General features: G+C 74.6%; 14 protein-coding genes. 6 read left to right on the top strand and 8 right to left on the bottom strand.

Annotated features, from left to right (window positions below):
* Window positions 1-183 precede the first annotated feature (183 nt).
* A complete protein-coding gene (locus ABD979_RS19910) occupies window positions 184-1,041 on the bottom strand; it encodes a TrmH family RNA methyltransferase (RefSeq protein WP_345509294.1) in 858 nt (285 codons plus the stop codon).
* A gap of 201 nt (window positions 1,042-1,242) precedes the next feature.
* Between ABD979_RS19910 and ABD979_RS19905 the strand changes: the two genes are divergently transcribed.
* The 6 genes from ABD979_RS19905 (at window position 1,243) to ABD979_RS19880 (ending at window position 6,607) form a co-directional block, all read left to right on the top strand.
* On the top strand, window positions 1,243-1,650 hold the full coding sequence (locus ABD979_RS19905; RefSeq protein WP_345509293.1) for an isochorismatase family protein: 408 nt from the start codon (window positions 1,243-1,245) through the stop codon (window positions 1,648-1,650).
* A 49-nt stretch (window positions 1,651-1,699) separates the two neighbouring features.
* Window positions 1,700-2,230 carry a DedA family protein gene (locus ABD979_RS19900; protein WP_345509292.1) on the top strand — a complete coding sequence of 177 codons (531 nt, stop codon included), beginning with the start codon at window positions 1,700-1,702 and terminating at the stop codon, window positions 2,228-2,230.
* Between the two features lie 56 nt (window positions 2,231-2,286).
* A complete protein-coding gene (locus ABD979_RS19895; protein WP_345509291.1) occupies window positions 2,287-3,087 on the top strand; it encodes a response regulator transcription factor in 801 nt (266 codons plus the stop codon).
* The gene (locus tag ABD979_RS19890; RefSeq protein ID WP_345509290.1) at window positions 3,084-4,487 is read left to right on the top strand and encodes a sensor histidine kinase; all 1,404 of its coding nucleotides are present in this window, start codon (window positions 3,084-3,086) and stop codon (window positions 4,485-4,487) included. The genes ABD979_RS19895 and ABD979_RS19890 overlap by 4 nt, the downstream gene beginning before the upstream one ends.
* 171 nt (window positions 4,488-4,658) lie before the next feature.
* A complete protein-coding gene (locus tag ABD979_RS19885) occupies window positions 4,659-5,351 on the top strand; it encodes an NADPH-dependent F420 reductase (RefSeq protein ID WP_345509289.1) in 693 nt (230 codons plus the stop codon).
* Window positions 5,352-5,536: 185 nt separating this feature from the next.
* Window positions 5,537-6,607: a TerC family protein gene (locus ABD979_RS19880; RefSeq protein WP_345509288.1), complete on the top strand. Its 1,071-nt coding sequence runs from the start codon at window positions 5,537-5,539 to the stop codon at window positions 6,605-6,607.
* 100 nt (window positions 6,608-6,707) lie between these two features.
* Here the strand turns inward: ABD979_RS19880 and ABD979_RS19875 are convergent, their stop codons facing one another.
* The 7 genes from ABD979_RS19875 to ABD979_RS19845 all read right to left on the bottom strand — a co-directional run bounded on the left by ABD979_RS19875 (window position 6,708) and on the right by ABD979_RS19845 (window position 14,201).
* Complete coding sequence (locus tag ABD979_RS19875; RefSeq protein ID WP_345509287.1) at window positions 6,708-7,343, bottom strand: hypothetical protein; 636 nt, start codon at window positions 7,341-7,343, stop codon at window positions 6,708-6,710.
* A gap of 114 nt (window positions 7,344-7,457) precedes the next feature.
* The gene (locus tag ABD979_RS19870; RefSeq protein ID WP_345509285.1) at window positions 7,458-8,843 is read right to left on the bottom strand and encodes an amidohydrolase family protein; all 1,386 of its coding nucleotides are present in this window, start codon (window positions 8,841-8,843) and stop codon (window positions 7,458-7,460) included.
* Complete coding sequence (locus ABD979_RS19865) at window positions 8,828-9,661, bottom strand: uracil-DNA glycosylase family protein (protein ID WP_345509284.1); 834 nt, start codon at window positions 9,659-9,661, stop codon at window positions 8,828-8,830. Before ABD979_RS19865 ends, ABD979_RS19870 begins: the two co-directional genes overlap by 16 nt.
* A gap of 85 nt (window positions 9,662-9,746) precedes the next feature.
* The gene (locus tag ABD979_RS19860; RefSeq protein ID WP_345509297.1) at window positions 9,747-11,000 is read right to left on the bottom strand and encodes an RNA polymerase sigma factor; all 1,254 of its coding nucleotides are present in this window, start codon (window positions 10,998-11,000) and stop codon (window positions 9,747-9,749) included.
* 195 nt (window positions 11,001-11,195) lie between these two features.
* Window positions 11,196-11,636, bottom strand: a complete 441-nt coding sequence (locus tag ABD979_RS19855; RefSeq protein ID WP_345509282.1) for a YciI family protein — start codon at window positions 11,634-11,636, stop codon at window positions 11,196-11,198.
* A 103-nt stretch (window positions 11,637-11,739) separates the two neighbouring features.
* Window positions 11,740-12,597, bottom strand: a complete 858-nt coding sequence (locus ABD979_RS19850) for an HAD family hydrolase (RefSeq protein ID WP_345509280.1) — start codon at window positions 12,595-12,597, stop codon at window positions 11,740-11,742.
* Between the two features lie 236 nt (window positions 12,598-12,833).
* Window positions 12,834-14,201, bottom strand: a complete 1,368-nt coding sequence (locus ABD979_RS19845) for a dihydrolipoyl dehydrogenase family protein (protein WP_345509279.1) — start codon at window positions 14,199-14,201, stop codon at window positions 12,834-12,836.
* Window positions 14,202-14,225: the final 24 nt, after the last annotated feature.

Raw genomic sequence — 14,225 nt, 5'->3', positions numbered from 1 at the left:
ACCTCACCCGGAGGTTCTCCTCATCGTCAACGCCTACGTGTCACCAACGTCCAGGCCGAGTACAGCTAGCGCTCGTCACAACCGTCACACGCCCGCAACCTGCACGTCATCAGGTATGCCGTCCGGACCCTCCCGGGAGAGGCCGCGGAGGCGCCGGTCGCGGCCCCCGGAACGGCGTTCCGGTCAGCGGACCCCGCGCTGGCGCACCGCCTCGTAGAGCACGATGGCGGCCGACGCGGCGACGTTGAGGCTGTTCGCGGCTCCCGCCATGGGGATGCGGACCCGGTGGGTGGCGGCCTCCAGCAGCACGCGGTCGGCGCCGTGCTTCTCGCTCCCGACGGCGATCGCGACGCGGCCGGTCAGGTCGACGTCGGTGTGCAGCAGGTCGGTCTCCGGGGTGGTGACGACGAGGCTGATCTCGTGGGCCCGGAGCCAGTCGAGCACCTCGGCGGTCGTCGCGCTGGCGGCGGGAACGGCGAAGACGGTGCCCTTGCTCGCCCGCACGACGTTGGGGTTGCCCCAGTCGGTGACCGGGTCGGCCGCGACGACGGCGTCGACCCCGGCCGCGTCGGCGGTGCGCAGCATGGCGCCGAGGTTGCCGGGCTTCTCGACCCCCTGGCTGAGCAGGGTCAGGTGGCTGGGGCCAGGGGCCGGCAGGTCGGCGAGCGCGACGCCGACCCGGTCGACGACGGCGAGGAGGCCGTCGGGGCCCTCGCGGTAGCTGACCTTCTCGAAGGCGCCGCGGCTGAGGTGCACCACCTCGACCCGCTCGGCCCGTAGCCGCGCGAGCAGGTCGTCCTGGTGCCCGATGTCCTGCGACCCGGCCCGGCCGGCCGGGCTGAAGAGCTCCTCGCAGACGAAGACCGTGCGCGGCCGCACCCCCACGCCGAGGGCGAGGTCGATCTCCTCGTAGCCCTCGACGAGCGTGTGGCCGGTCTCATCGCGCGTGCGGCGGCGGCGCAGCCCGAGCAGCGCCTTGAGGCGCGGGTTGGCCGCCGAGGTGATCGTCAGCTCGCGGGCGGGGTGCGTGGGGTTCGTCATGGCAGGGCCAGCATCCCACCCACACCGTCACGGGTGCAGGCGCGCCCTCCGCCGTCGTCGGGCGAGGTCGGGCCGGCGCCCCACGACGTACTGGTGCGGTGCGATGCCGTGTGTCCTCACGAACGAGCGCACGAGGTGCGGGGTGGCGTACGTTCGGTGGGACAGGTGAAGGACCGAGGTTGCGAGACCCGGAGGTGCGAGGTGCAGCACTCCGACGAGAACATGCCGGTCGACTCCGAGGGCTGGCAGTACGTGGCCGAGCTGCCCCGCGGGGAGTCCGAGCCGGTGGTGCACAAGCGCTACGGCGACTCGTTCGAGGACACCGACCTCGAGGAGCAGCTCGCCGAGCGCGGGGTGGGCCGGCTCGTCGTCACCGGCGCGCAGACCGACGCCTGCATCCGCTCGACCCTGCACGGCGCACTCGTCCGCGGCTACGACGCGACGCTCGTCGGCGACGCCCACACGACCGATGACCTCCGGGAGTGGAGGGTGCCGGTCTCCCCCGAGCAGGTGATCGCCCACACCAACACGTACTGGTCGTGGTCCGAGGCGCCCGGCCGCACGGGCGACGTCGTGTCGGCCGCCGACGTCGACTTCGGGCGACGTTGAGGGCCTGACCGCCGGGCGCTCGCGGGGCGGCGACGCCTAGGCTGGGAGCATGCTCGACGCCCTGGCCGCGTTGCCGTTCTGGCAGGCGTTCCTCGCCCTCTTCGCGGCTGCCATGGTGCGCTCGAACGGCACCTACTGGGTCGGCCGCGGCGCCGTCGCCGGGTGGGGCCGCTACCGCGGCGAGCACGGAGCGCACGGCGAGCTGGGCGCACGGGCCGAGACGCTGCTGCGCCGGCTCGGCCCCGTCGCGGTGACGCTCTCCTACCTCACCGTCGGCATCCAGACGGCCGTGCACCTCACGGCGGGCGTGATGCGGATGTCGCTGCGGTGGTACGTTCCGGCGGCCGTCGTCGGCTCGGCCCTCTGGGCCGTGCTCTACGCGACGGTCGGGCTCGCCGTGGTGCAGGCCTGGCTCGCCGCCGAGGCCGGGTCGTGGTGGGGCGTGGCCGTCGTCGGGCTCGTCGTGGCCGCGGCCGTCGCCGCGACCGTCGTGCGCCGCCGCCGTCGCACGCCCCCGGGCGAGCGCCCTGTCCCCTCCGGCGGCCACCCTGCCTCCTCGCTCGGTCGCCCCACGTCCTGACACGACCCGAACACGGGCGTGACGAGGACGCCGCCGGCGCTCACTACGCTGCGAACGTGTCCCCCGCGCCCTCCTCCGGACCCGAGCACCGGCACGACTCCGCCCCCGACTCGACCTCCGGGCGCGGTCGCGGCCTCGTGCTCGTCGTCGAGGACGAGCCGGCGATCGCCGACGTGCTGCGGCTCAACCTCCGGGCGGCCGGCTACGGCGTCGAGGTCGTCGGGGACGGCGCGAGCGCGCTCGAGGCGACCCGCGACCTGCGCCCGAGCGCCGTCGTGCTCGACATCGGCCTGCCCGTGCTCGACGGCATCGAGGTGTGCCGCCGGCTCCGGGGGCGCGGCGACTGGACCCCCGTCCTCTTCGTCACCGCCCGCGACGACGAGGTCGACCGCGTCGTCGGCCTCGAGCTCGGCGCCGACGACTACATCACCAAGCCCTTCTCCCCGCGCGAGCTGGTGGCCCGGCTCGGCGGTGTGCTGCGCCGCACCCGTGGCGACGTCGCCGGCCCCGAGGTGCTGCGTGCCGGTGGACTCAGCGTCGACGTCACGCGTCACGAGGTGAGCGTCGACGGTCGTGAGATCGCCCTCACCGCGACGGAGTTCGACCTGCTCGCCCACCTGCTGCGCCGCCCCGGCGTCGTCTTCACGCGCGAGCAGCTGCTCAGCGACGTGTGGGGGTATGCCGCGACCGCCGGCGCGCGCACCGTCGACGTCCACGTGGCGCAGGTGCGCGCGAAGCTGGGGGCCGCCAGCCCCATCCGCACCGTGCGCTCGGTCGGGTATGCCGCCGAACGGGCCCCGCGCGACGCCGCCCTCCCGGCCCCCGACGACCCACGGGACGACGGGCCGCGACCGTGACGGCCTCTCGGGGGTCGCTCTCGCGACGGGTCGTCGTGCTGGGGGTCGGCGTGGCCGTGCTGACGGCCCTGCTGGCGGGGCTGCTCGCCGTCGGGCTGACCCGGACGTCGGTCGACGACGCCGCGCGCAGCACCCTCGCGCGCATCGCCGACGCCGCCGCCGAGCGCGCCGACGCCGGCGTGACGACCGCTCGCGTGTCGCAGAACCGGGCGGTGCGCACGCTGGGGGCCCTCGGCATCGAGTCCGCCAGCGTCGCGCGCCGCGGGGCCGTGACCTCGACGAGCCCGCTCGCGCGCGCGGCCCTGACGCCGGCGCGGCGCGACGTCCTGCTCGCGGGTGGCACGGTGTCGGCGGCGGACGAGCTGGGCGGCACCCCGGTGCTCGTCGAGGGGCGGCCCACCGACGCCGGCGGCATCGTGCTCGTCCAGCGCCGCTCCGACGCGACGGCCGACTCCGACCGGCTCGTGCGACGCGTCCTGCTCGCCCTGGCCCTCGCCGCCGTCGTCGCCGTGCTCGTCAGCGTCGCGGTGGCCCGGCGCCTCGCCCGGCCGCTGCGTCGCACCGCCGATGCCGCGCACGCCCTCGCCGCGGGGCAGCGCGACGTCCGGGTGCCCGTCGAGGGCCCCGACGAGGTGGCCGCGGTGGCGAGCGCCCTCAACTCCCTCTCGAGCTCGCTGTCGCGGTCCGAGGGGCGCCAGCGCGACTTCCTCCTGTCCGTGTCGCACGACCTGCGCACGCCGCTGACGGGCATCAGCGGCTACGCCGAGTCGCTCGCGAGCGGCGTCGTGCCGCCCGAGGAGACCGCGCGGGTCGGCGGCGTGGTGCTCGGCGAGGCCAAGCGCCTCGAGCGGCTCGTCGGCGACCTGCTCGACCTCGCCCGGCTCGGCGCGGACCGCCCCGGCGTCACCCCCGAGCGCACCGACCTCGTGGCCCTCGGGCGGGAGGTCGAGGCGGTCTGGTCGCGCCGCTGCGCGGCCGTCGGGGTGCCCTTCACCCTGGTCCCGGCCGTGCCCGAGGCGTGGACGGTCACCGACCCGGCGCGCGTGCGCCAGCTCGTCGACGGCCTGCTCGAGAACGCCCTGCGCGTCACGCCGTCGGGCCGGCCGATCGTCGTCGAGGTGCGTCAGCAGTCGGGCTCCGCCGCCGCCTTCGTCGCCTGCGAGGTGGTCGTCGAGGTGCGCGACGGCGGACCCGGCCTGACCGACGACGACCTCGCCGTCGCCTTCGAGCCGTCGGTGCTGCACGAGCGCTACCGCGGGTTGCGGCCCGTCGGCACGGGCCTGGGCCTGGCCATCGTCGGGCGGCTCGCGCAGCTGCTCGGCGGGAGCGTCGAGGCCGGGCACGCCGCCGAGGGCGGCGCCCGCTTCACCCTGCGCCTGCCCCGGGAAGCCGGCCGGTGACCGGGCTGCGGCGACATCGGTGCCGGCCCGCGGCATACCTGATGGTGCTGCTGGTCGTGCTGCGGATGGTGCTGCAGCCAACGGGGTGATCACCCCGCCGAGTGCGACACCATCCGCGGCACCTTCCCTGGCCGGTGGAATGGGCCGCCCGACGCGCTCGTTGCACCCCGCATGACCACCTGGGGATTCATCGGCAGCGGACACATCGGCAGCACCGTCGCCCGGCTCGCGATCGCGGCCGGCCACGACGTCGTGCTGAGCAACAGCCGGGGGCCGCAGACCCTCGCCGACCTCGCCGCGGAGCTCGGTCCGCGCGCCCGCGCGGCGACGCCGGTCGAGGCGGCGGCGGCCGGCGACCTCGTCGTCGTGACGATCCCGCTCAAGGCCTACCGCGACGTGCCCGTCGACGAGCTGGCCGGCAAGGTCGTCGTCGACACGATGAACTACTACCCGGAGCGCGACGGCCAGATCGCGGCGCTCGACGACGGCTCCACCACGAGCTCCGAGCTGCTCCAGGCCCACCTGCCCACGTCGCACGTCGTCAAGGGCTTCAACAACATCTTCTTCCAGCACCTGCGCGACCTCGCCCGGCCACTGCTGCCCGTCGGGGACGACGGTCGCAGCGTCCTCGCCGTCGCCGGTGACGACGCCGCGGCCAAGGACACCGTCCGCCGGGCCCTGCACGCCATCGGCTACGACACCCTCGACCTCGGCCCGCTGGCGGAGGGCTGGCGCACCCAGCCCGGCCAGCCCGCCTACGGCCTCCCCTACGCGAAGGAGGAGTCGGACTGGACGGCAGGCGCGCGCCGGGTGGGCTCGGACGAGCTCGCCGCCCAGGCGCTCCGAGCCGGCCGGAGCGCCTGACGCCGCACCCGTCGGGCCACCCTGGACAGGTCGTTTGAGCGACGGGTCGACAGCCCGTAGACTGTGCACCGAGGGGAGTACTTCCCAGCGCGCTCCGGTCAGTACGGTGGTCCGACGACCACCCCGGTTCGTGGCCGACGGCAGTCGGTGAAGGAGACCTCAGACGTCACGTTCTGAGGAGACCCATGCTCACTGCCCTGTCCGCCGCCACCCCGGCGCCGCCCACCGAGTCGATCGGCTCGCCGACGCTGTGGATCGCGACGATCGCCGGTGTCGCCGCCCTCTTCCTCATCGACTTCCTTATCACCCGCCGCCCGCACGACCCGAGCATGCGCGAGGCGATCGGCTGGTCGGCCTTCTACATCGCCATCCCGGTCGTCTTCGGCGGCTGGCTGTGGTGGCAGTACGGCTCCCAGCAGGGTGTCGAGTACTACACCGGCTACCTCGTCGAGAAGTCGCTCTCGGTCGACAACCTCTTCGTCTTCATCATCCTGCTCTCGGCCTTCGCCGTGCCCCGTGAGCTGCGCCAGCGCGTGCTGCTCATCGGCGTCGGCGGCGCGCTCGTGCTCCGCGGCATCTTCATCGCGCTCGGCGCGCAGATGATCGCGAGCTTCGCGTGGACCTTCCTGCTCTTCGGCGCGATCCTGCTCGCCACCGCGGTCAAGGTCGGCCGCGACGCCCTGTCGCACACCGATCACAGCATCGACGTCGACCAGCTGCGCAGCGTCAAGCTGATCCGCCGCTTCTACCCGGTCACCGACACCTACGAGGGCACCAGCCTCACGGTCCGCAAGGACGGCAAGCGCGCCCTGACGCCGCTCGCCCTCGTCGCGATCGCCATCCTCGGCACCGACATCGTCTTCGCCATCGACTCGGTGCCGGCCGTCTACGGCATCACCGGTGACCCCTACCTCGTCTTCGCGACGAACGCCTTCGCCCTGCTCGGCCTGCGCGCCCTCTACTTCGTGCTCGAGGGCGCCCTGGCCAAGCTCGTGCACCTCGGTCACGGCCTGTCGCTCATCCTGGCCTTCATCGGCGTCAAGCTCGTGCTCCACTGGGCGCACGGCGTGTGGCCGGGCGTCCCCGAGATCCCGACCCTGCTCTCGCTCGGCGTCATCATCGGCATCCTCGTCGTCGTCACCCTGACGAGCCTGCTCGCCAACCGGAAGGCCGAGCCCGCGGAGGCCGCCCACACCCCGGACACCGCGGACACCTCGGACGAGCCGGAGACGGAGCAGTCGGTGCCGCGCGCCTGAGCCCGGCGCCACGCACCCCCGCCGCACCGCACGAGTGCCCGGCTCCCGACCACGGGAGCCGGGCACTCGTGCGCACCCCCGGAGGGAGAACGGAGCGGACTCAGCTCGTCGCGCTCGGCGTGGGGGTGCTGCCGGATGCCGCCGGTGCGTCCGTGAAGACGACGACGCGGGCGGTGGGCTTGCTCGCGCCGACCCCGGTGACGAGCGCCTTGGCGCCGACCCGCACGGCCGACATCGTCGAGGCGGACGCCTTGCCCTGGCCCTTCGCCTGCGGGCGCTCGCGCACCTTCGTGTCCGCGCCGACGGCATACGTCAGCGAGAAGCCGTCCTTGGCGCGCACGGTGATCGCCGTGGCGCTGACCGCCGTGACCTCGCCGCGCACGGCCTGGTGGGTGACCGGGCCGGCCTTGCCGCCGCCGGTCACCCAGGTGGCGTGGAGGGCACGGAACAGCCGGGCCCGCATCCCCTTGCGGTCCGCCTTGGCCGTGGCGCTCCCCGTCGCGCCGTCGGCCGCGGGGGTGTCGGCCGCAGGGGCGTCGACGGCTGCCGCGACGAGGTCGACGGTGTCGCTGTCCACGGCAGCCGGCTGGGCCTGGGCCTGGCGGGCCTGGGCCGAGGCGGTGGCGTCGGTCGAGGAACAGGCGCCGAGGGTGAGGCTGCCGAGGAGCAGGGCCGCCCCGGTGAGGGCGGTGGAGGTGCGCAGGAGGCCGGTGGGCCGGCGGGTGTCGGTGGTCATGACCCAAGGCTCGCGCCCGCACGTGAAGCCGCGGTGCGCATCGTGTTCGGATCGTGTTCGGGGGCGACGCCCGGCCCTGCTGGCAGGGCAGGCAGTCGTCCGGCGTGCGTGCCGTCAGGCGAAGATCGGGCCGACGGCGGGGTAGGCCGCGGTGAGCAGTGACCGCACCGTCGACAGCGACGGCACGTCGCCCCCGCCCTGGAAGCCCGTGTCGAGGCGCATCGGCTTGCCCCACGCCAGGAGGTCCTCGATCGTCGTGCCCGTCGCCTGTCCCGAGAGGCGGTCGAACCAGTCGGCCCGGCCGTAGGTGACGTCGCCGCCGATGCAGACGAGCTCGACCCACGACGGGTCGGCGAGGCAGACGTTCTCGTAGGGGTCGGCGTGGTGGCGCTCGAGCACGAGCAGGTCGGCCGGCCGCCCCGGAGCCAGCGCCCCGAGGTGGTCGGCGAGCCCGGCCACGCGCGCGGCGACCGACGTCACCATGGCGACGAGGTCCGCCGCCGCGACCGCATGGCCCTGGCGCGCGAGCTCCCGTCGGGCCACCTTCAGCTCGGCAAGCAGGCTCGTCGAGCCGGAGGGCAACCAGTCGGCACCGAGCGCGACCGGCATGCCCGCCGCGAGCGCCTCCCCCGCGAGGGTCGTCTCGCCGTAGAGGCGCAGGTTGGACTGCGGCGACCACACGAGGCGGCAGCCGGCCTCTGCGACGGTGTGCAGGTCGTCGACGCCGAGCGCGCTCCCGTGGATGATGTTCGTCGCCGGGGTGGCGGCACCGAGGTCGAGGAAGTGCCGGAACTCCTTGGCGCTCACCTCGTCGCCGCGCCGGCCCTCGGAGAGGTGCAGGTAGAAGGCGTCGACCTCCCCGGCGGTGATCCGGTCCTTGACGCGCTGGTACGTCGGCAGCCCGAACGACCCGGACGGCAGGTCGATCATGGCCCGCGCGCGGTGCGACCCGAACGCCCACTGGTCGAGGTTGCGCACGAGCGGCTCCGACGTGGCGCTGCTCGCCCCCGACGCGCCCTGGATGCCGGTGACGCCGCCGACGAGCGCGCGCACCTCGGCGTAGCGGGTCTGGGTCTTCGGCGGCACCTGCGTCAGCAGGATGTTCTGCGGGTCGCGCACGAGCGCCTGGTAGGGCGCGGACCGGCGCCACGCATAGCGGTTGGCATAGCGCTTCGGCGGCTCCCAGGCGGCGAACACGTTGAACTCGGGGTGGCCGTGCAGGTCGAGCAGTCCCGGCAGGATGACGCCGTCGGTCTCGAGCACGGCGACGTCGCCGGGGCGCCGCTTCGACACCCGGTCGACCACGCCGTTCGCGACCGTGACGTAGCCGCTGGACCAGGCGCCGTCCGGCGTGACGACCGCGCCGTGCAGCGCGAACGGCGCCGGTGGCAGGGCGCGGGTGCGGCGGGCCGGCTCGGGCAGCTCGTCGGTGATGCCGCGGCGGTAGGCCCGGGCGAACGGTCCGCGGGACGGCGACCCGCCACTCAGAGCGGCGGCCACGACCGCGCTCCCCGGGGGACGGTGACGGTGATCGTCGCCCGCTTGGTCTGGGCGTCGGCTCCGCTGCGGGCCGCCCACGCGTCGACGCCCCGCCACCACGCCGGCGCGCCCGGCGGGAGGTCGCCCTCCGGGATGCCGACGAGGTCGGTGGGTCCCCACGTCGCGGCGTACGGCGTGAGGTCGGTCGGCCCCTCGGGCTGTACGTGCGCCGCCAGCGCGTCGAGGTGCGCGTTCCAGTTCGCCAGCTGGGCGGCGGTCGTCTCGGCGAGCGGCTTGCCCGACGCGCGGGCCGAGCCCTCGGCATACGTCGGGTGCCGGACAGCCGCGAGGTGCAGGGCCGACGCCGTCTCGGGGCGCGTGGGGGCCCAGGCGGCATACCCCTTCGCCGCGAGGTCACCGAGCGCGAGGACGGCGGTCACGTCGGTGTCGACGAGCAGCGCGTCGAGCCAGCGGTTGCGGTAGGTGGTGATCGCCTCGTCGGTGACGTGCCGGTTGCCCGCGGCCTGGCCGAACACGCTGTAGAGGTAGACGTTGACCATGACGTATGCCGTGTCGATCCCGATCTTCGCGAGCAGCCCCTGCACGCGCTGGCCGGCCTCACCGACGAGGATGCGCCGCGAGACGGACTCGTGCGTGGCCGGGTCCTGTCCGAGCACGAGGACGCGGGCGCTGCCGTCGAGGCGCCCGCGGTGGAAGATCGGCCCCCACTCCGTGCGGAAGTCGGCCTGCGGGTAGACGTCCTCGCCGGGATGCTCGGCGACGAGCGAGGCGAAGGGCTCGGCGACGTAGCCCGGACAGCTCTGGTGCACCACGGCCATGACGGACCTCCACCCGATCGGAACCGACGTCAGTGCAGGGTGTTTCGACGGTAGTCCTGATACGTGCCGGCCGTCGGCGCTTCGCTCAGCCCGCCCCTTGCGCGCCGGTCGCTCCGGTCGCGCCGTCGGCACGGCGCAGCAGCAGCGCCTTCTCGACGTCGTTCTGCGCCATCGAGGCGGCGCGGGCGAACTCGGCCCGCGCCTGCTCGTCGTGGCCCAGGCGCTCGAGCAGGTCGCCGCGCACGCTCGGCAGGAGGTGGTAGTCCGACAGCTCGCCGGTGGCGGCGAGGGCGTCGACGACCTCGAGCGCGGCCTCGGGGCCCTTCGCGTAGGAGAGCGCGACGGCGCGGTTGAGCTCGACGACCGGCGAGGGACGCAAGCCCCCGAGCTGCGCGTAGAGCGCGGCGATCCGCGCCCAGTCGGTGGCATCGGCCGTGCGCGCCCGCGCGTGGCACGAGGCGATCGCGGCCTGCAGGACGTACGGGCCGGCCGAGCTGCGCGCGGCCTCGAGCAGCGCGACGGCGCGGTCCAGGGCGGCGAGGGCGTGCCGGATGAGCGCGTGGTCCCAGAGGGAGCGGTCCTGCTCGAGCAGCAGCACCGGCTCGCCGTCGCGCCCGATGCGGGCGCGGGTCCGGGAGGCCTGGATCTCCATGAGCGCGAGCAGGCCGTGCACCTCCGGCTCCGCGGGGGCGAGGGCCGCGAGCACGCGCCCGAGCCGGATCGCCTCCTCCATGAGGTCGCCCCGCACCCAGTCCCGCCCGGTGGTGGCGGCATACCCCTCGTTGAAGACGAGGTAGACGACCTCGAGCACCGACGCGAGCCGGGGCGCGAGCTCCGCGCCGGAAGGGACCTCGACGGTGACGCCGTCCTGGCTCAGGGTCTTCTTGGCCCGCGAGATGCGCTGCGCGACCGTCGACTCCGTCGTGAGGAACGCGCGCGCGATCTCGCGAGTCGTCAGTCCCCCGATCATCCTCAGCGTCAAGCAGATCCGCGCCTGGGCGGTCAGCGCCGGGTGGCAGGCGGCGAAGACGAGGCCGAGCACGTCGTCGTCGACGTCCTCGAGCGCCGCGTCGAAGTCGCCCTCGGCGAGCTCGGCCACCCGCAGCTCCTCGAGGTGCCCGACCTGCTGCAGCTTGGCCGAGAGGTTGACGTCGCGCCGGATGCGGTCGACGGCCCGCCGCCGGGCGGTGGCCGTGAGCCAGGCACCCGGCTTCGTCGGGATGCCGTCACGCGGCCACTGCTCGAGCGCCTGCACGAACGCGTCCTGGGCGAGGTCCTCCGCGAGGCCGACGTCGCCGACGACACGGGCGACGACCGCCGTCACCTTGGCGGCCTCCATGCGCCAGACCGCCTCGAGCGTGCGCTGCACGTCGGGCGTGGCGGCCTGCGGTCCGGTGGTCGAGGGCACCCGGACACTCTGGCACGGCGGTGCTGGTGGGAGGGGCTGGCGGACGATGCTGGTGGGAGGGGCTGGTGGGAGGGGCTGGTGGGAGGGGCTGGTGGGAGGGCTGGTCGACGGTGCCGGTCGACGCGGTCAGCCGCCGGCGGCGGTGCGGGCGGCCTCCGCGCGCATCGTCTCCTCGCGGGCCCGCAGCTCCGGCGTGTACTCGTCGCCGAAGTCCTCGGCCGCGAGGACCTGGCGCAGCTCGAGCGCCTGGCCCGGCGCGGGCGCGCAGGAGGCCGGCCACCTGCGCAGCCACTCGATCGCCTCCTCCCGCGAGCTGACGTCGATGACGGTGAAGCCCGCGATGAGCTTCTCCGTCCCCGCGAACGGCCCGTCGGTGACGGTCCACTCGCCGCCGTCGTAGGTCAGGCGCACCCCCTTCGAGGTCGGGTGCAGGCCCTGCCCGTCGACGAAGACCCCGGCCTTGAACATCTCCTCGTTGTAGGCCTGCATGTCGGCGAACTGCTGCTCGGTGCCGGTGACGCCGTCCTCGGTCTCGGGGCTGCCGGGGACGATGATCATGAAGCGCATGGTGCTCTCCTCGTGGGTGGCGGCGCGGGCCGTGCGCCCGCCTCACCCCTTCGTCGAACGGGACCGCCCGTTCTCGACACGGGTCCGAGGAGAGGTGCGCGGCTCAGAGCTCGAGGCGGGTGGTCGCCGCGGACTCGACACCCTCGCGGAAGGGCACGCCGTCGCGCGCGGCCTGCGCGACGCCCTCGAGCACCGGCACGAGGCCGTCCTCGTCGACGTGGCCGGTCACCTCGTCGGCCACCGCCTTGACCGCGTCGGGGGCGTTGCCCATGGCCACGCCCCACGCGGCCCAGTGCAGCATCTCGAGGTCGTTGCGCTGGTCGCCGCAGGCGACGGTGTGGGTGGGCTCGACCCGCAGCTGGCGGCGCACGAGCTCGAGGGCGCTCGCCTTGGACACGCCCTCGGGGTTGATGTCGAGCCACGCGGACCAGCCGACGGCATACGACACCCCGTGCAGGCCGGCGCGCTCGACGAGCTCCATGAACTCCTCGGCCGTGGCCTCGGGCTGACGGAGGGTGACGCGCGTGACGGGGTTGGCCACGAGCTCGTCCCAGTCGACCTCGCGCGACTGGCCCATGAGCTCTCCGTCGGGGAAGTGCTTGCTCACCTTGAAGCCGACACCGGGCTCCTCGACGGCGATGAGCGCGTCGGGCAGGGCGCCCCGCATCTTCTCGAGCACCGCGCGCGGGTCGAAGGTCACCATGTCGATGATCGCGTAGCCCTCGTCACGGTGGCGGTCGAGCTGCAGGGTCAGGGCGCCGTTCGAGCAGATCGCGTAGCCCTCCCGCAGGCCGAGCGCCTCGAGGACCGGCATCGTCGCGATGATCGAGCGGCCCGTCGCGACGACGACCGCGACGTCGTCGGGCAGGGCCAGCACGGCCTCACGGACGCGGTCGGAGAGCTCACCCATGTGGTTGAGGGTCGTGCCGTCGAGGTCGAGGGCGAGCAGTCGCTGGGCCATGCGCTCACCGTATCGTCCGCCCCGGCGCCGTCCCGCAACGCCGGGGCGACATCGCGTCGTCGCCACCGGGCCGCCACCGGGCCGCCACCGGGCCGCCACTGAGACGTCACCCGGACGCGGACGCCGACGGACGACCGTTGGTCGCCGCACCACCCCGGCACGCTGCACGACACGCCGCGCCCGCGGGTCCGGGCCGACCAACGGTCGTCGCCCGGCAGCGGCCCGGCGCCCCCGCGTCAGGCGAGGCGGCCAAGGGCGTCCTCGATGCCGCGGTGGAAGGTGGGGTAGGCGTAGATCATCGACCGGAGCCGCTCGATCGGCACCTCGGCGTGGACGGCCACCGCGAGCGCGCCGAGCACCTCGCCGCCGCCCGGACCCACCGTCGTGGCCCCGACGAGGACGCCGCGGTCGGCGTCCGCGACGACCTTGATGAGCCCGTCGGCGCGGGCGATCCAGCCGCGGGTCGTCTCGCCGAGCGGGGTGAGTCCCACCTGGACGTTCGCGAAGCGATCCCGCGCCTGCGCCTCCGTCAGGCCGACGGCGCCGACCTCGGGGTCGGTGAACGTGACGCGCGGCAGGGCGTCGTAGTCGGCCGGCGGACCGTCCTCGCCGAGCACGTCGCGGATGACGACACCCGCCTGGTACATCGAGACGTGGGTGAAGGCCCCCTTGCCGGTGATGTCGCCGACCGCCCAGACGCCACCGGTGACGCGGCAGCGCTCGTCGACCGGTGCGGTGCGGGCGTCGCGGGCCACCCCGACGGTGTCGAGGCCGACGCCGGCGGGGTCGGCCCGCCGGCCCGCGGCCACGAGCAGCTTCTCCGCCGTCAGCGTCGAGCCGTCGGCGAGGGTGACGGTGAAGACCGAGCCGTCGTGGGCCACCCGCTGCGCGCCGACCCCCGCACGCACCGTGACGCCGTCGGCCTCGAGCGCGGCGGCGAGCGTCTCGGACGCCTCGGGCTCCTCGAGGGCGAGGATGCGCTCGGCCGCCTCGACGACCGTCACCTCGACGCCGAACCGGGCCATCACCTGGCTCAGCTCGCACCCGATGGCGCCGCCGCCGAGCACGATGAGGCTGGCAGGCAGCTCGGCGGTCTCGATGATCTCGTGGTTGGTCCAGTAGGGGGTGTCGGCCAGCCCCTCGACCGGTGGGACCGCCGCCGTGGTGCCCGTGTTGACGACGATGCCGCGGGTCGCCGTGTAGGCCGTGCCGTCGACGTCGACCCGCCCCGGGCCGGCGATGCGACCGGTGCCGCGCACGAACCTCGCCCCCGTGCCGGTGAGCCGGTCGACGGCCACCTGGTCGTCCCAGTCGTCGGTGGCCTCCTCGCGGATCCGCTTCGCGACGAGCGACCAGTCGGGCGTGACCTTCTCGACCGTCCCGGCGAGGCCGTCGACGCGGCGGGCCTCCGCGAGCGCGTCGGCCGCGCGGATCATCATCTTCGAGGGGATGCAGCCCCAGTAGGGGCACTCGCCCCCGACGAGGCGGCGGTCGACGCCGAGCACGCGCAGCCCGCGCTCGGCGAGCCTGCCGGCGACGTGCTCACCGCCCGGGCCGAGGCCGATCACGATGACGTCGAAGGTGTGGTCGCTGTCCGTTGCCATGCGCACAGCCTGTCCTGCGCGGCG

It is taken from the genome of Terrabacter aeriphilus (assembly GCF_039542985.1).
In the GTDB taxonomy this organism is placed as follows: Bacteria; Actinomycetota; Actinomycetes; order Actinomycetales; family Dermatophilaceae; genus Terrabacter; species Terrabacter aeriphilus.
Note: the sequence above shows the minus strand (reverse complement) of the source record. Positions and strands in the feature narration are given on the sequence as shown.